Below are 17511 nucleotides of genomic sequence, written 5' to 3'. Positions count from 1 at the left end.
CCGGACATGAGTCGGCGGCCGTACCGATCGACGGTACGGCCGCTGAGGAGCAGGCCGAGCCCACCCGGCCCCGCACGAGGCTTGTGGCCGGCGGTGGGGACGAGCGGCCGGGGGACGCAACCTTGTTGAGGGCGCCCGTTACTTGATGAATTCGGGCAGGACCCGCGGGGGCCACTGGCCGACGGTCAGCATGCCCATGGAGTGGGCACGCGCCACGAGAGCAGCCCTGTTGGGCGCCTTGAGCTTTCGCAGCATGAGGCCGACGTGATACTCGACGCCCTGCCGGCTGAGGTAGAGCCGTGCTGCGAGTTGCACCGTCGAGGAGCCGCTGGCGACACCCTCGAGGACCTGTGCGTCGAGCTTGCTGAGAAGCCGTTCGCGAGGGTTGAGCACCCCTTCCTCGGGGCCTGAGGAGGGCGCCTCCTTGTCCGGCCGCACCTGTACGACGATGCCGGCCATGAGTCCCGTGGTGTTCTGTACGGCGATGCCTGTCAGCTCTCCGGAGAAGGCCCGGCCCTCGTCGCCCAGACCGACCACACGCTCGGCGAAGCGGTTGCAGCGCCCTTGCGAAAGCCGGTTGAAGTGCCGGTCGAGCACGGAGGGGGAACTGGGGTGCAGCAGCTCATACAGACTTCGTCCGCAGATGTCGGCGGAGGTACTGCCGAACTGGCGGGAGAAATCCGGCTCCGCTGCCACGATGTGCATGCCGGTGTCGATGTGCGCCGTGTAGAGGCGGCGGCTGCTCTCCGTGCGTGGGCGGTGATCGGGTTGGGCTCTGTGCGCGGTCGAAGAAGTGTGCGGGGCCGCCGCCCAGTCTCTGTCGGGCCAGGAGCCTGCTGTTCGCGTGGTCACTGCGACGCACCGTCTTTCTGCACTCATGTGGGGGATCTACTGCCCGAAGGCAGAGTTTGATCGGACACAGTGCTGCTTGTGCAGGTAGGAGATCGAGCGGTGACCCTTCCTGCGTGCCTCTGATCAACTGTGTCGAGCCTAGGAATATGGCATGGAGTGGGTCAAGCAAACCTTTGCGTGGCCCTAAAACACTGTGGTTCGGTGGTTCGGTCGTTCGGACGCCCCGAGTCGGCGTCTGTCGAGCCGCCGAAGACCAACTCGCTTTCAACCAACAGGGGTTGGCTGCTCGTGGCAGCCGAACGCGCCGCCGGGCCGTGGTGTGGCCGAACGCTTCCGGCGGTTGCTCGCGGGACGAGTCGAAGCGGTGTGCAAAGTTTGCTGCGGGGCGTGCCCGTTCGGTGCCCGAGTCAGGGTGACTGCTCGGCGTCCGCTCTCCTGAGTGCTTTGGCCAGCTCCGGCCGTCCGGATATGCCGAGTTTTCGATAGGAGTTCGTGAGGTGTTTCTCCACCATGCGTGACGACGTGCCCAATTGACTTGCGATCTCTGAATTGCTGAGGCCTGTCGACGCGAGACGCGCGACTCTGAGTTCGGAGGGGGTCAGCCGACTGCCGTGGTTTTTGGATTTCCTCGTTCCCTCGGTCAGCTTGGTGCGAATCTTCTCCGTCAGCCCGGGGACGTCATGCTCGTGGGACAGGTCGTGCGCCCGGCCGAGCGCGGTCGATCTTCGGTTCCGCCGTGTGTCAGGATGAGTTGCGAGAGCGTACAGGCCTCGCAACAGCTCATATCCGTTGTTGCCCTTCTCCAGGACCGTGACGGCCTCCTCGAGCAGCTCGGGGCCCCTTCGTCCGGATGTGACCCGCCCGAGGACGACCAGGGAACGCCCCAGCGGGGTGGTCGACCCCCAGGCGCGGGCCCTGTTCATCTCCGACTGTGCGGCGTTCACGGCCTCTTCGTGTTCGCCCAGGCGGTGGTGCATGAGGGCGGCACACGACAACCACGGCAGGACGGCCGGGTTCTTCCAGCCGATCTGCTCGGTGTGCCGGCCCGCGGTCCGGTAGTGGCCCAGCGCGGTGCGGGGTTCGTCACGGCGTGCCGCGAGTGTGCCTCGTGCCATGTGCAGGAGTGCCGTCAGGTACTGGTTCTCGGCGTGCAGCCGGTGCTGGGTGAGCAGCTGTTCCGCCAGCTCCGGCTCGTCGGAGTGCAGCGCGACGATGGAGAGGACGGCGGCGCAGACGGTGGGCAGCCCGCCGGTCTCGGGTCCCGCGAGAGCGTCGGCCTGGATGATCTTGTCCCGGGCGTAGGCCCGGTGCCCGTCGGCGAGGGCGACCAGGGCCTGTTCGCAGCGGATGACGGCCTGTTCCACGTCACCGCCGCGGCGGTGGGCGAGGCGGTTCGCCTCACGCAGCCAGTTGGCCGCACCCGCCGTCTGCTCCGCACCGGCGAGGATGTTCACGGCCAACGGCGCGGTGGTGTGCACGTGCTCCGGCGTGGGCGGCTCCTGCTCCAGCACCCGGGTGCACCACCCGGCCAGCTGCTCCGCGGGAACGGCGTTGGCGACGAACGCGATGTGCATCAGCGACGTGACCAGTTCCCTCTCGCCCTTGGTGGCCAGCCGGGGAGAGGGGCCGAGGTCGCGTAAGCGTCGCAGCGCCCGTCGGATGTGCGTGGGATCCTGCGCCGACAGGATGTGCTCGCGTGCCTCCAGGCGCAGCACCAGCTCGCGCTCCACCCAGTCCTCGGTGACCGACTGACGCAGTTCGTCGGTGATGGCGGCTCTGATGACGTTGATGCGCAGGGAGGGCGGATCCATCTGGAGGGGCCCCAGCCGCAGCATCGCGTCGGCCCGCTCCTGTACGGATTCGAGGAGCGGCGCGGCCTCCACGACGTGCCGCAGCGCCGCGGCCGTCGCGAAACTGCGCTCGGCGGTGGCGAGGTCGACGAGCAGTCTCGCCCGGTGCTGTCCGGAGAGCGAGGAGTCGAGGAGGGCGCGTCGCAGATAGCGCGCCGAGTCCCGGGGCGAACCGCGGCGCAGCGCGCTGTCCGCGGCGGTGCGCAGGATCTGCACCGCTTCCGGGCCGCGCAGGGATATCACCGCCATCAGCTGCTCCGCGGCGAGCTCGGCCGGATGCCCGGTACGGTGCAGGAGTTCGGCCGTCACTGCGCGCATGGCGGTGCGCTCCTCCGCGGGCATGTTCTCTTCCACCAGGTCCCGCAGGATCGTCCCCGAGGTGAGCCGGCACGCGCGCTGGTCCACGAGACCGGCGAGGCGCAGCATTTCGACAGCCTGTGCCCCTCCCCCTTCGTCGAGTTCGGCGAGGCGGGCCACGAAGTGTTCGTCCGCGGCGGCGCCGAGCAGGGTGAGCGCGTAGGCGGACCGCCGCACATGGTCCGGCTGCGACCGCAGATAGGCGTCGAGTCGCCGGCGCAGGCGCTCGGGCCGCAGGGTCGCGGCGACGGCCGCGTCCGTCGCGGTCGGACGCAGCCTCAGATACCGGGCCTCGTCCAGCACCGCCTGCAGCAACAGGGGGTTGCCGCCGGAGCGCACCGCCACGGTTTTCACGAACAGCGCGTCCGGTGCGTCGCCGAGGGTCTTCTCCACGAGCAGGCGCACGCTGTTGAGGCCGAGTGGCGACAGCTCCAGGATCCGGTCCGCTGTCTCGTGCCGGGAGCGATCCAGGTCCCCGACGCCGTTCGGCTGCGCCGAGCACTCCTCGGGGGCGAGCAGATCGCGTACGTGCGGCCGTCTGACGCGTACGTCGCCGGGAAGAACGGAGAACACGAAGAGGACCCGTCGCCGCGCGCGTTGTGCCACCGCAAGGGAGAGGGCCTGCAAGGACCCGGTGTCCGCCCAGTGCAGGTCGTCCACCATGAGCACCGTGGGCCGGGCTTCGGAAATGGAGTTCAGCAGCGTCGCCAGCCAGCACGGCGCCTGCTGAGGGCTGAGCTCGGACCACCGAGGGGCCGCCGGGAGCGCGCCGGCCGCACGGGCCGCGCCCGATGCGCTCTCGCGCGGGAAGGCGTTCGTCCCTCGGAGCCGGCGGGCCAGATCGTCGGGAACGGCGATCCCGCGCAGCGAGTCCACCAACTGCCCCACCACGCCGAGCCGGAACCGTTCCTCGGCGGCGGACGCCTGGGCTCTGAGCAGTACGAAGCCGTGGTCTCGACCGAGGGCGGCCATGGACTCCAGGAACGTCGACCGGCCCACTCCCATCGGGCCCTGTACGACGAGCAGCGAGCCCTGTCCGCCCTCCGTGGCGCACAGGGCCGCGGTGGCCTGTGCGAGGGCGGACTCACGTTCTAACAACACCGTGCTGGTACTCCCTCGTGCGCGCGGATGCTGCCCTGGGCGGCGGAGCTGGGTGGTCGCTGTGCCCGTCCGGGACCGGCGGATCGGGTGGTGACCACCGGGCGGGCGTGTCTCGGCCGGCGCGCGGGACGCGCTGTGCCGGGCCGTGGGGTGCTATCGGTGGCCCGGACCGGGAGAAACCGTCGGCTCAGGACGGCGATGCGAGGCAAAGGCTACGGCGCGAGCCGGAGGGGCGGTGTGCGGAGAAAACATGGAGTCACCCATACAGAAGATGTGCCGAAAGTTCACTCATGGCCCTTGCGACTTTGAGCTTCAGCAGATCACAGCGAAGGGTGCGCCAGCAAGGGGGCGCAGAAGGCAAACGGAAGTGTCGTCCGGCGGAAGGCTCCATAAAGCCCGGCCGGGCAAGGACGGATGGCGTCGCGAGCCGGTCGTTCACGGCCGTCACGGCACGGCGTGCCAGGTGGGAGGCGCGCCGGGCCGGTGCGGAATTGCGTCCGCGAACGTCGGAGGGTCGGCTGTGTCAGCGCGCGTGCAATTGCAGGAAATGCCTGCGTCGCCCGCCTCCCGCGCCTTGCGAGGGAGGGGCGTCGGAAAGCGGGCTTTCAACACCCCATTGCGAGGTGCTCTCCTGAATGGACGTCACATTGCCCCGTTGTGTCATGCGGAACACACTCCGATGACGTCCGGCAGGGGTTCGGGGCTCGCCCGGAGCGGTTCGGCGAGCGGCCGTCACTGCCCGGGCCCGGCGTCATGGAAGCCGTGCGACTCCAGCGAGTCCCACAGCTCTCGCCGCCCCGTCAGGCCCAGCTTGCGATAGACCGAGGTCAGGTGGACCTCCACCGTTCGACGCGTGACGAACAGCGTCTCGGCGATGTACGCGTTCGACCTTCCGTCGGCCGCGAGGCGAGCGACCTGCGACTCGCTCTGTGTGAGCGCGCCCGGTCCTCGGGACACGGGACGGCGCGGTCGTGCACCGGTGGCGAGCAACGCCCGGTGGGCGACCGTGTGGAGGGGCAGGGAACCGACGCCGTACGCCTCCTCCCAGCCCTGCCGCAGTACCTCGCGAGCGGCCTTCTTGTACCCGAGCCGCTGGAGCGCCTGGCCCCGGGCGACCCGGACCCGGGCGAGCGACAGGGCGGCCCGGGTGCCCGTGAGGACCTGTTCGGCCTCCTCCAGGAGGGCCGGCCGCTGGTCGTCGCTCATCGTCGCCGCCCACAGTTCGAGTCCCGCGCCCAACGCGCACGGCAGGCCCGCGGACCGGGCGTCGGCGACGGCCCTCTCCGCCAGCGCGAGCGCCGAAGCGCGGTCGCCCAGGGCGAGATGGGTGCGTCCGGCCCAGTACCACCAGGGCGAGACAGCCGGGCTGGTGCGCTGCCAGCCCGCCTGCCGGCGGGCGCACTCCTCGAAGTGGACCAGGGCCCGCGTGGGGTCCTCCTGGGCCAGATACAGGCGGCCGCGGGCGCTCACCACTTCGTTCCACTGCCAGGAGTCGTCCTGGACGGGGTCGGGTATCTCCGCCTCCAGGAGGGCGGCCTGAGCCAGATCGCCCTGGTCGAGCAGCGTGTGAAGGCGCACGGCGAGCGCCAGGGCCTCGAACGGGGTGGCCCGTGCGACGGTGATGCCCGCAAGGGCGGCGGCGCTGGCGCGTGAGGCCTGCTCGAGGGCTCCGAGTCGCTGGTGCGCCTCCGCGCTGAGGGCGAGCAGGTTCCGATGGCCCGGGCCGAGCACCGCGTCGGCCCCTATGACCAGCCTCTGGTAGACCGCATCGGCCTCGTGCGGGAGGTCCGCGTACAGCAGTCCCGACGCGGCGGCGCCGAGGAAGACCGGGTCGTCGGTGGTCGCCGTGCTGCGGCGGATCGCGGTGCGGGCGGCCGCGACGGCTTCGGCGACGCGGTCCATGCGGGACGCCGAGATGACGGCCCGTGTGGCGAGCAGAGCGCGTTGCTCGGGAGTGTCGCCGGGCAGGGATAGGTCGAACGAGACGGTCTGGAGCAGTTCGGTGTAGGCGGCCCGGTTGGCGGAGGCCGCGATGAGCAGTTGCGCCTCCATCAGTTGCGGATCGGCCGCCCCTGAGGCGGTCGAGGCCGCTTCGGAACGGCATCGGGCCAGGAGGCCCGCCGCGCGCGCCACCTGGCCCTGGAGGGTGAGTGCCTCGGCGAGCGCGACGAGGGCCTCGAGTCGCAGTTTCGGCTCGGTCGCCCCGTCCAGCGCAGACGTCAGGTGACGGACGCTGGCCTCGACGTCGACCCTCATCTCGGCCACGCCCAGTTCGAAGAGCAGGCCCGGGTCGCCCGCTTCCTCGGTGCCCTCGGGCACGCAGGCGCGCAGCAGCTCCACCGCTCGGACCGGTGAGGCGTGCAGGACGGCCTCACGGGCGGCGTCGCGCAGGACGGCGGCGGCCCAGGGATGATGTGCGGTGGACGGCGCGTGGCAGAGGTGCTCGGCCACGTCCGAGGGGCTCGCCCCCTCGTCGTGCAGCAACCGCGCCGCGCGACCGTGCACGGCGTCGCGTTCGTCGTCGGACATGTCGCCGAGGACGACGTCGCGCAGCAGGGCGTGGGAGAAGGACCAGCTTCCGTCGCTGTTCGACGTGACGAGCCCGTCGGAGACGAGGGCGAGCAGGGAGCGGGCGAAGACCGGGCTGTCCAGCAGGGCGAGGCGGGCGCCGTTCTCCGGTGTGACCCTGTCCCCGAGCACGGCCAGGGCCCGGGCGGCCTGGACGGTGGCCGCGGGGTGCCGGTGCAGCAGACCCGCCGCGCGCAGGCGGAACGCGTGGATGTCCTGTCCGGGCACGGAGGCGACATGGTCGGCGGTGAGCGGCAGCCGCTCCTCGCGCAGCGCCGTCAGGAGTCGCGTCGCCAGCAGGGGGTTGCCGTTGGTGGCCGCCAGACACGACTCCTGGAAGGCCGCGTCGGTCTCCGAGCCGAGCAGCCGCAGCGTCAGCAGGCCGATTCCCTCACTCGTCAGGGGACGCGGCCGCACCAGCCGGCACAGAGGGAGGGCTGCCACGTCGTTGAGGGCCGGCTCGTCGGCGCCGCTGCGACGGGCGAGCGCCAGCAGCACCGGCAGACCCGCCAGGCGGCGCGCGGTGTGCGCGAGGAAGCGCAGCGACGCGGTGTCGGCCTCCTCCGCGTCGTCCACCACGATGACCAATGGGCTCTCGGCCGCGGCGGACCGGACCACTTCGTGCAGTTCGGCGAGTACGCCGAAGGACAGGGTCGAGCCGTCGACGTCATAGCAGGGAAGCTCCCGCAACCGCGCGTTCGCGCCGGAGGCGTCAGGCGGATGCGCCCATGCGGTCAGGGGCATCAGGCCCGCGCCCGCGTCGAGGCCGGCCAGCAGGGTGTGGGCAGTGCTCAGGGGCAGCCGCTCGCCCTCCTGCCCAGCTGTGGTGTGGACCACGCGCAGACCCTCGGCCCGTGCCTGGGCGACCAGAGCGCGGAGCAGGGTCGTCTTGCCGATGCCGTCCGGGCCTTCGAGCATGACCAGAGCGGGGTCGCCGGCCGCGGTGCGCCGCGTGAGCTCGACGAGGAGGGCGAGTTCGCCCTCACGCTCCACCGGCTCCGGGCCCGGCCCCCTCTGCTGCCGTTCGCGGGTAACGCTCCCGTGCACAGCGGTCATCCACCCTGTACCTCTCTCCCGGAGCGCCGGTGGCGACCGGGACCCGTGCCCACGCCCCGCAGGACCGGTCGTGAAGACCGGCACTGACACGTGGAACCCCTCCCGATGAGCCATCCTCGCGTAAACCGGGCCGGTAGAAAGCCTGGATCACTCTTTTCCCCTAGCTGTGCCTTCATCCCGTCCGTGTCCGTCCGTGGCCTTCTGTGCCGTTTTGGCCGTCCGGGCCTTTTCGGGCCCGGATCGGGTCAGGGCTGATGACGGCGCGCGGCCGGCCGGCGTCACGATCCGACGGACGTCCCGCTGCGGGTGTGCAGCCGCTCCCGCCACGGCGCGGTGTCCGCCACAGCGGCTTCGGCCTCGGGCAGGCACAGGTACACGTCCCGTCCGGCGTCCTCCTCGGGCGTGGGCGCGATGTGCACCGTCGGTACCGGCAGGTCGGGGAACTCGTACCAGAAGGGGCGTCCGGCGCCGAGGTCGATCCGGTACAACGGGAACTGCGACCAGTTGTTGACCGACAGGGACGTCGTCGACACGTCGGGGGCTCGCACCGACATCACGTGCCGGGACACGCCCTTGCGCCGGTAGGAGCCGAGGAAGGCGATCTCGTCGCGGATCTTGTCCTCGGTGTTGCTCTCCAGGCAGCGCCGCACGTCCCTCGCCACGACTCCCAGCGGTGACTCGCGCAACCGGGCGGCGTCGAGCGAGGTCCAGCTGTTGCTGACGCAGTTGCCCCAGTAGGAGGACGGCAGGGCGTCGCCCAGCCGGCTCTGCGCGCCGACGATCAGCCCGAGCCACTCCACGGCGTCGGCCGGACGGCCCCGCAGTTCGCTCAGTACTTGCCAAAGGTGCGCGGTGAGCGCGTCGTTCGTCGACACCCACGCGTCCGGTCCGGGCAGGGTCCGCTGGGCCTCCGCCTTGAGCGCGGCCAGTTCCGCCGCCCCGAACCGGGTCGTGACGGTCGCCAGCTTGTTGACGCCCACCCGCAGTGTGGTCGTCAGGTGTCGGACCCTGCCCACACCCACGAACGCCCGCGCATCGAGGGTGGCGGAGTCCGTGGACAGCCGACCGAGCCCGTCCAGCGCCGCGCGGTCGTGACTGGGCTCTTCCCACGGCGTCCCGAGGTGCTCGCGCGACCAGCTCTCCAGGAAGGCGAGGGTGCTGCCGCCGTCCGCGAGGCTGTGGTTGACGAGCACGCCGAGAACGGAGCCGCCGCCCGCCATCCGGGTCAGTCGTATCTTCAGCAGCGGCGTGTCCCGGCCCACCACGCCGAACGCGCTCACTTCGCGCAGCAACTTCCCGATGACGGGCTCGGCGCGCAGGCCGTGGCCGAACTCGCGCATCGGGTCGGGGCAGAACGCCTCGGTGAACCGGACGCCCGCGTCGTTGCAGAGCACGCTCAGTCCGCCGTCCGCGTCCCGCTCCAGACGCCCCGCGAGCAGGGGGTAGCGGCGCAGCGTGCGCGCCAGCGAGTCGCGCAGCGCCGCGCCGTCGAGGGTGCCGCGGTAGAAGAACGTCAGCGGCGTGTACCACGGACCGGTCAGCAGGTCGTAGCCGGTCAGCCGGATCCGTGCGCCGTCGGCCGCGCCGGCCCGCACGGTGTGCACCCGCTCCACCCGGCTGTCGACGGCGGTGCGGAACGCGGGCAGGCCCTTCCTCGCCGCGCGGTGCGCGGAGTCCTTCCGAGCCACGGCCGTCAGCTCCAGGACACGAGCAGTCGGTCCACGCCGTAGTGCACGGCCCGGTCGCGCAGCGGTACCTCCCCGGCCGGCGCCGCGAGCCGCAGCGAGGGGAAGCGTTCGAACAGGGCGCGCAGTCCGATGCGCAGGCTGGCCCGCGCCAGGTGCTGACCCAGGCACTGGTGCGCGCCGAAGCCCAGCGCGAGGTGTTTGCGGGGGACGCGGGTGACGTCGAGCCGATCGGGGTCGGTGAAGACCTCGGGGTCGCGGTTGGCGGCGGGCAGCGCCAGGACCACCGTCTGACCCGCCCTGATCACGGTGTCGCCGATCTCCACGTCCTCCAGCGCGCACCGGCTGGAACCCATCTGGGAGATCGTCAGATAGCGCAGCAGCTCGTCCACCGCGCCGGTCTCGTACAGCTCCGGCCGTTCCCGCAGCAGGGCCAGCTGGTCCGGGTTCTCCAGCAGGGCGAAGACACTGAGGGACAGCATGTTCGGCGTGGTGTCGAGCGAGCCGCCCAGGGTGAGGACGGCGAGGTTGACCAGTTCGTCCTCGGTCAGCTCACCGGTCGCCGCCAGCCGGCCGAAGAAGTCCTCGCCCCGCTCTGCCGTCCGCTCCCGCACCATCGGCCGGATGAGCCCGTCCATCGACTCCACGTGGTGGATGAACTCCTCCAGCGTGTAGGTGAGGGTCATCAGTGCCGAGAAGTGCTCCTGGATGCCGTCCATCAGTTCCGGCGAGACGTCCATCAACGAGCACACCGAGCGCAGGCTGACCTTCTCCGCGAAGCCGGTGACCAGGTCGACGGGGGAGCCTTCGGCGGCCATCTCCGTCAGCGCCCCGTCCACGATGCGCGTCAGCTGCGGCTCGTACTGCTGAATGCGCCGCAGCGTGAAGTGCCCTGCCAGCAGCCGCCGGTACTTGGTGTGGTCGGGGGCGTCCATCTTCGCGAACGAGCCGGGCGGGGAGGGCTGCGGCGCGTACTCGGTCATCGGGAACGGCGGCGCGACCACATGCGCCAGCAACTCGTTCCGGTGGCTGAAGCGGTCGTCGGCGAGGATCTGCCGGACCAGGTCGTGCCGGGTCACCAGCCAGCCCGAGGTGTCCTTCGGCGCCACCTCGAAGGTGACCGGGCTGACCGGCTGCTCGGCGCGCAGCCGCGCGTACTCGGCGGGCGGGTCGAACGGGCACCTGCCCCGTTCCGAGGGGATCACGGGCGGGTCGGGCCTGGTCTTCATGGGGTCGCTCCGTCGTGAGAGGGGCCGGGACTGGGGGCTTGGGGGAGGGACGTGGGCCGCCGCCTCAGGCGTGGTGCACACGCAGGGGCAGGTGCCGGGCGCCGAAGACGTTGGTCCCGTGCCAGCTGAGCCGCACCGCGGGATCGACGCCGATGCGGACGTACCTGTCCAGCAGGGCGTCGAGGGCGATCCGGCCCTCGAGCCGGGCCAGCGGCGCCCCGATGCAGTAGTGGATGCCGTGACCGAACGCGGCCTGCCGGGCGTTGGAACGGTCCGGGCGGAACGCGTCCGCGTCCTCGAAGACCCGTTCGTCGCGGTTGGCGGACAGCAGCCACAGATGGACGAGGGTGTCGGGTCCGACATCCGTCCCGGCGACGGTCGCCGCGGTCGTGGTGACCCGCTCGATCCGGGTGAACGGCGGGCGCAGCCGCAGCGTTTCCTCGATCACCGCCGGTATCAGCGAACGGTCCGCACGCACCCGTTCCAGCAGCTGCGGATCGCGGTCCAGGCACAGCAGCGCGTTGCCGACGAGGACCGACGTGGTGATGTGCCCGGCGAGCAGCAGCAGCGTCGCGAAACTCGCGATGTCCTCGTCCTCCAGCCGCTCGCCGTCGAGTTCGGCCGCGACGAGGGTGCTCAGCAGATCGCCGCTCGGCTCCCCCCGCCGGGCCTCGATGAAGCCCTGGAGGTAGGCGGAGATGGTGACCGCGGTCTCCTCCATCCGGCGCACGCTCTCGGGATCGTCCGGATCGGTGGACAGCAGTTGGTCCGCCCAGCCCTGGAACCTGTCGCGGTCCTCCGTCGGGACGCCCAGCATGCGCGCGATGACCGTCACCGGCAGCGGGTTGGCCAGGACGTCCACGAGATCGAAGGCGTCCACGGGGGCGGCGTCCAGCAGTTGACCGGTCAGTTCCGTGATCCACGGCTCGAGGCCGGTGATCAGGCCCGGGGTGAACGCCCGGCTGACCAGACGGCGCATCTTGCCGTGCAGCGGCGGGTCCAGGAGCAGCAGCGTGCCCCTCGGGGCCTGCTTCTCACCGCCCGACAGCCGGCCCACCGTGTCCGAGGAGAACGTCGCCGTGTCGGCGAGGATCCGCTGCACGTCCGCGTGGCGGAACACGTGCACATTGCCGCTGCCGTCCCGCCACACCGGCTGCTCCTCGCGCATCCGCGCCGCCCAGGCCAGCAACGCGACGCCGCCGTCGGGTTCGACGCCCGGCGGGCGTTCGAGCCGGAACTCGCCCCCGGGTGTCGAATCGAGCACGTCCGAGGTGCCTTGCTGCGCCACCCGGATTCCCCTTTCGCAGATGTCGTACGACGGTCGCGCGGGCCTCGTACGCTCGTCGGCGCCGCTGTCCGATCGCCCGGCCACTCCAGCACGGCGGCGCGGCGCGGGGCCAGAGCGGGCCGCGCAGTCTAGGGATTCACCGCGTACCGGCCGGCACGGCCGCCTGTGTCCCGGCTCCCGCGTCCTTTGCCACGGCCGAATCTCTGGAGGAAATCCCAGACAGCGGTCCGTGCCCGGTCGATCCCCCGCAGCACACCGCAAGATGGGCTCGCCCAGGCAACCCATCGGATCGGCGAGCGCGCAGGAGGCCCGCATGGACATCGCGATCGACCACGACAAGTGCATCGGCGCCGGCCAGTGCGCGTTCATCGCCCCCGAGGTCTTCGACCAGGACGACGACGGATCGGCCCTGCTGCTGGTCGAGCGACCCGCGGCCGCACAGGTCTCCGCCGTGCGGGAGGCCGCCGAGTCCTGCCCGATGAGCGCCATCTCAGTGGCGGACGACCGGGAGCGGACGGCCTGAGCGCCGCCCCGGGCCACCCGCACGGAACCGATGAGGAGAGGAACCCATGCGCGTCCTGTTCGCCGGCCTGCCGGAGAAGTCGCACGTCTTCACGATGGTGCCGCTGGCCTGGGCCCTGACGGCCGCTGGGCACGAGGTGCTGATGGCCAACGCGCCGTCGCTGAACGAGACGGTCACCCGCACCGGACTGGTGGCCGCGCCGATCGGCACGGACCACCACCTCCACCACGACATGGCCATGGCCCGTGAGTCGCAGGACGCGGACGTGGCGAACTGGAGCCGCCTCGGATACGGCGACGTCGACCACGCGAGCCTGGTCGAGCGGTACGCCGTCAGCGTCCCGTACGGGTTCGCCCGCTACAACGACCCGATCCTCGACGACCTCGTCGCACTCGCGCGGGACTGGCGGCCCGACCTCGTGGTGCACGATCCGATCGCCTACGCGGGCGGCATCGCCGCGCGAGCCTGCGGCGCCGCGCACGCACGCCTGCTGTGGTCCGCGGACGTCTACGGCCAGGCCCGCGCCACGTTCGTCGAACTGGCCCGGGACGTGGCCGAGGACCAGCGCGCCGACCCGCTGGCCGACTGGATCGACGAACGCGGACGCGCCTACGGGGTGCGGTGCGACGAAGAACTGCTCAACGGGCAGTTCACCCTCGACACCCTGCCGCCGAGCCTGCGCCCGCCGAGCGAACTGCACCAGGTCTCGATGCGGTACGTGCCCCACAACGGCCCCGCGGTGCAGTGGGAATGGCTGCGCGAGGAGCCCAAACGGCCCCGCGTCTGCGTCACTCTGGGCCGCACCAACACCGAGGCCTACGGCGGAGACTACGTCGACGTCGCGAACCTGCTGCGCGCCATGTCGCGGCTGGACGCCGACATCGTCGCGGCCCTCATGCCCGAACAGGCCGAGGAACTGGACGACCTGCCCGCCAACGTGTTGGCCGTCAGCGAAGTGGCGCTCAGCACGCTGCTGCCGACGTGCTCCGCCGTGGTCCACCACGGCGGCTGGGGCTCGTTCTCCACCGCTCTCGTCAACGCGGTGCCGCAGCTCGCGATGTCCACCCTCGTCGCCGACCAGGAACTGCGCGGACGGTCCCTGGAGGACGCCGGCGCCGGATTCTTCCTGCACCACACCGACGCCGACCCCGACCGGGTCACGGACCTCACCCGACGGCTCCTGGAGGACCCCTCCCACGCCGCCGCCGCCCGCCGGCTGCGCGACGAGTCCGCCGCCATGCCCACCCCGCACGCCATCGTCCCGGAACTCGAACGTCTCGCCGCGGCCCGCTGAAAGGTCCGCGCGACCGCACGCACACCCACGAGGAAGGAGGACGGCGCCCGCCCGGCACTCCCGGTGACGCGCCGCACCCAGATGAGTCAGACACGCATCCTGGTGACCGGCGGTGCCGGTTTCATCGGTTCCCACTACGTCCGGACCCTGCTCGGCCCCCTCGGCCCCGACGACGTCACCGTCACCGTCCTCGACGCCTTCACCTACGCGGCCAACCTGGCCAACCTCGACCCGGTGGCGGACTCCGACCGCTACCGGCTCGTCGTCGGCGACATCTGCGACGACGACCTGGTGGACCGGCTGACGGCCGAGCACGACCAGGTGGTGCACTTCGCCGCCGAGTCCCACGTCGACCGCTCCCTGGCCAGCGCCACCGAGTTCGTGCGCTCCAACGTCCTGGGTACCCAGACCCTGCTGGACGCCGCCCTGCGGCACGGCGTGGGCCGGTTCGTGCACATCTCCACCGACGAGGTCTACGGCTCCATCGCTGCGGGCTCCTGCTCCGAGGAGCAGCCGCTGCACCCCAACTCGCCCTACGCCGCCTCGAAGGCGTCCAGTGACCTGATCGCCCTCGCCTACCACCGTTCCCACGGCCTGGACGTGCGGGTGACCCGGTGCTCGAACAACTACGGACACCACCAGTTCCCCGAGAAGATCATCCCCCTGTTCGTCACCCGCCTGCTCGCGGGGAAGACGGTCCCGCTCTACGGCGACGGTCTGAACGTGCGCGACTGGCTGCACGTCGACGACCACATCCGTGCCGTCGAGCTGGTCCGCACCCAGGGCCGTGCCGGTGAGGTCTACAACATCGGCGGCGGCACCGAACTCGACAACCGCGGTCTGACCGGACTCCTCCTCGAAGCCTGCGGTGCGGACTGGGACAGGGTGGAGTACGTCACCGACCGCAAGGGTCACGACCGCCGCTACTCCGTGGACTGGCGCAAGGCCCATGTCGAGCTCGGCTACAAGCCGCAGACGGACTTCGCCGAAGGCCTCGCGGAAACCGTCGCCTGGTACCGGGACAACCCCGGGGTATGGGGCCGGGCCGTCCGCCCCGACCCGGCGACGGGGGCCGCGGCGTGCTGACCTGGCGCACCCTCGGTCCGCTGCGGGTCTCGGCCGACGGCCGGGACGTCACACCGACGGCGCCGAAGGTCCGCCAGGTGCTGGCTCTACTGCTGGCCCGGCACGACACGGTCGTCCCGCTGACCGCGCTGACGTCCGAGCTGTGGGCGGGGCGCCCGCCGCGCAGCGCCACCGCCACCGTGCAGACGTACGCCTATCAGTTGCGCAAGGCACTGCACGGCGGCGAGGACCCCGGGCCGGTCGAGAGCGGCCCGCTCGTCACCCACGCCCACGGATACCTGCTGCGGGTGCTGCCCGGCGCATGTGACGCGGAGGCGTTCGCACAGCTCACCGGCCGGGCCCGGACGGCACTCGCCGACGGCGACCCGGCCGGCGCCGTCGTGCTGCTCGACCAGGCCCTGCTGCTGTGGGAGGGGCCGCCGTTCGCGGACGTCGCGCCGGGACCGGCGCTGCACGGGCACGCCCTGCGCCTGACCGAGCTCCACCTCCAGGCCGAGGAGCTGCGCATCACCGCCGGCCTGCACCTGGGCCGACACCGCGACCTCGTGGGCGAGTTGAAGGAGCTGGCCTGCGCGCACCCGCTGCACGAGTGGTTCCAGGGCTCACTCATCATCGCCCTGGAACGGTGCGGCAGGCGGAGCGAGGCCCTCGACGTCTACCGGCGGCTGAGCACGCAACTGCGGGACGAGCTGGGACTGGATCCCTCACCGGGCCTGCAGCGTCTGCGCCAGCACGTGCTGACCGATCGGGTCAGCACGGCCGATCTGGACCTGCTGCCCGGCTGACGCCGGCGCCCGGTCCGTTCCTCAACGGCCGACCGACCCGTCCCGCTGCTCCGCCGCGGCACGCCACAGGTCCTCCACCATGTCGCGGGGCGTGCGCCGCGGCTCCCATCCGAGGACGGTGCGCGCGGCCGACACGTCCACGGCCATCCAGTCGGCGTCCGTCAGCGATCGCGACTGCGTGACGGGACGCTCCACGAGCCGGGCCGGGCGGCCGCTGATGGAGATCAGCAGGTCCACCATGTCCCGGACGGGCTGCGAGGCTCCGCTCGCGACGTTCACCACGCGCCCGGCCGCGCCGGGGGAGCGCAGCGCCGCGACGACGGCCCGGGACACGTCCTGCGCGTCGACGAAGTCACGGCTGCTGCGCAGCGGCGACACCCGCACCTCGGCCGTACGTCCCTCGGCCGCCTCGGCCGTTCCCTCGAGCAGTTGCGTGGCCACCTGCCCGAGCAGACTCCCGCGCGGAGTGCCGGCGCCGATGACGTTCGACAGCCGCAGCACCACCGCGTCCGCCGCGCCGGTCCCGACGGCCCGCAGCACCGCACGCGTGCCGTGCAGCTTCGACTGCCCGTAGCCGGTGGCCGGCACCTCCGGGGAGGACTCCGTGAGCCACACCCCTCGGGGCTGCGGGCTGTACTCGTGCACCGAGCCCAGCTGTACCAGCCGAGGCCGGGGGCCGGCGGCGGCCAGCGCCGCGAGGAGCCGCTCCACGAGCAGCTGGTTGCTGTGGCGCATCCGGTCGGCGGTGGGCGACCACACCTCTCCGGCGGCGTTCACCACGGCCTCGGGGTGCGCCTCGTCGATCAGCTCGACCAGTGCCCGGGGCTCGGCGTCGGCCAGATCCATGGGATGGAAGCGCCAGGACGCCGGGGTCTTGCGGGGGTGACGGGCGACGGCGAGGACCTCGTAGCCGGCCCGCTCCAGGGCGGTTCCCACATGACGGCCGACGAATCCGGTCGCCCCGAGGAGCAGCACGCGGCCCGACCTCTCGTCCGCACCGCCCGGGCGTCCCAGCGCACCGACCTCCGGCATTGCCGTCTCTCCTCCCGGGCCCGCGCGCTGCACGCCCGGTCGCCGTCGCTGCCCCGCTCGGTCGCGGGTCTGACGACACCACTCAAGCAGCCGTCGATCGAGGATCACTCCAGGCCGCGTCGACCTGAGCCGTTCGTGGCCGGCTCTCGATCGGTCCTCGATCCCGACGTCCTACGGTGTAGCCACCATGAAGGTTCGAGAGATGGCCGTGCCGGACGCCTACCACATCACGCCGCATCAGTTCCGTGACGAACGCGGCAGTTTCTACGAGTCGTTCCGGTGCGACCGGCTGGCCGAGGAGATCGGCCGTCCGGTGCCCGTGGCTCAGGTGAACTACTCCGTGTCGCGCCGCAGCACCCTGCGCGGACTGCACGGCACGCTGCTGTCGCCGGGGCAGGCCAAGGTGGTGTGCGTGGTGCGCGGCACCGTCCTCGACATCGTCGTGGATCTGCGGGTCGGCTCCCCCACATGGGGGGTGCACGAGGTGAACTGGCTGTCCGCCGAGTCGGGCGAGACGCTGTTCGTCGCCGAGGGGCTGATGCACGGGTTCCTCGCCCTCACCGACGACACCTGTGTGTCGTATCTGTGTTCCACCGAGTTCGTGCCCGGGACACAAGTGGACGTCGACCCTTTCGACCCCGATCTCGCCCTGCCCTGGAGCCTGTCGGAGACCCCCGTGATGTCGGTGAAGGACTCGGCGGCGATCTCCGTGGCCGAGGCCCGGGACACCGGGCTCCTGGCCCGTTACGAGGACTGCCTGGCGTACTACGAGGCGCTCCGGGCGGATGCCCGCTGAACCACCTTC

Annotated in this window: 12 protein-coding genes; 5 read left to right on the top strand and 7 right to left on the bottom strand. The window is 71.6% G+C overall.

Features of this window, described 5'->3' with window-relative positions; translation table 11 throughout:
• Positions 1-138: 138 nt before the first annotated feature.
• The 6 genes from OHS82_RS06505 to OHS82_RS06480 all read right to left on the bottom strand — a co-directional run bounded on the left by OHS82_RS06505 (position 139) and on the right by OHS82_RS06480 (position 11986).
• Positions 139-705: a LuxR C-terminal-related transcriptional regulator gene (locus OHS82_RS06505; RefSeq protein WP_057583500.1), complete on the bottom strand. Its 567-nt coding sequence runs from the start codon at positions 703-705 to the stop codon at positions 139-141.
• Between the two features lie 554 nt (positions 706-1259).
• On the bottom strand, positions 1260-4160 hold the full coding sequence (locus tag OHS82_RS06500) for an AAA family ATPase (RefSeq protein ID WP_328433473.1): 2901 nt from the start codon (positions 4158-4160) through the stop codon (positions 1260-1262).
• Positions 4161-4892: 732 nt separating this feature from the next.
• The gene (locus tag OHS82_RS06495; RefSeq protein ID WP_328433472.1) at positions 4893-7784 is read right to left on the bottom strand and encodes a helix-turn-helix transcriptional regulator; all 2892 of its coding nucleotides are present in this window, start codon (positions 7782-7784) and stop codon (positions 4893-4895) included.
• A gap of 278 nt (positions 7785-8062) precedes the next feature.
• The gene (locus OHS82_RS06490) at positions 8063-9472 is read right to left on the bottom strand and encodes an acyltransferase (protein ID WP_328433471.1); all 1410 of its coding nucleotides are present in this window, start codon (positions 9470-9472) and stop codon (positions 8063-8065) included.
• 5 nt (positions 9473-9477) lie between these two features.
• Complete coding sequence (locus OHS82_RS06485; RefSeq protein WP_328433470.1) at positions 9478-10698, bottom strand: cytochrome P450; 1221 nt, start codon at positions 10696-10698, stop codon at positions 9478-9480.
• 64 nt (positions 10699-10762) lie between these two features.
• Positions 10763-11986: a cytochrome P450 gene (locus OHS82_RS06480; RefSeq protein WP_328433469.1), complete on the bottom strand. Its 1224-nt coding sequence runs from the start codon at positions 11984-11986 to the stop codon at positions 10763-10765.
• A gap of 313 nt (positions 11987-12299) precedes the next feature.
• On the opposite strand from OHS82_RS06480, the gene OHS82_RS06475 reads away from it, so the two are divergent.
• The 4 genes from OHS82_RS06475 (at position 12300) to OHS82_RS06460 (ending at position 15674) form a co-directional block, all read left to right on the top strand.
• A complete protein-coding gene (locus tag OHS82_RS06475) occupies positions 12300-12509 on the top strand; it encodes a ferredoxin (RefSeq protein WP_057583490.1) in 210 nt (69 codons plus the stop codon).
• Positions 12510-12555: 46 nt separating this feature from the next.
• Entirely contained in the window at positions 12556-13803 is a 1248-nt protein-coding gene (locus OHS82_RS06470; RefSeq protein WP_328433468.1) for an activator-dependent family glycosyltransferase, read from the top strand.
• 81 nt (positions 13804-13884) lie between these two features.
• Positions 13885-14889, top strand: a complete 1005-nt coding sequence (gene rfbB, locus OHS82_RS06465) for a dTDP-glucose 4,6-dehydratase (RefSeq protein ID WP_057583502.1) — start codon at positions 13885-13887, stop codon at positions 14887-14889.
• Positions 14883-15674, top strand: coding sequence for an AfsR/SARP family transcriptional regulator (locus tag OHS82_RS06460; protein WP_063894337.1), 792 nt, complete (start codon positions 14883-14885; stop codon positions 15672-15674). The genes rfbB and OHS82_RS06460 overlap by 7 nt, the downstream gene beginning before the upstream one ends.
• 21 nt (positions 15675-15695) lie before the next feature.
• Here OHS82_RS06460 and OHS82_RS06455 read toward each other — a convergent pair whose 3' ends face one another.
• Positions 15696-16706: an NAD-dependent epimerase/dehydratase family protein gene (locus OHS82_RS06455; protein WP_328433467.1), complete on the bottom strand. Its 1011-nt coding sequence runs from the start codon at positions 16704-16706 to the stop codon at positions 15696-15698.
• Between the two features lie 187 nt (positions 16707-16893).
• On the opposite strand from OHS82_RS06455, the gene OHS82_RS06450 reads away from it, so the two are divergent.
• The gene (locus OHS82_RS06450; protein WP_328433466.1) at positions 16894-17502 is read left to right on the top strand and encodes a dTDP-4-dehydrorhamnose 3,5-epimerase family protein; all 609 of its coding nucleotides are present in this window, start codon (positions 16894-16896) and stop codon (positions 17500-17502) included.
• Positions 17503-17511: the final 9 nt, after the last annotated feature.

The sequence above is a fragment of the Streptomyces sp. NBC_00425 genome, from assembly GCF_036030735.1.
Taxonomy (GTDB): Bacteria; Actinomycetota; Actinomycetes; order Streptomycetales; family Streptomycetaceae; genus Streptomyces.
This window is presented reverse-complemented; position numbering and strand designations above follow the sequence as displayed.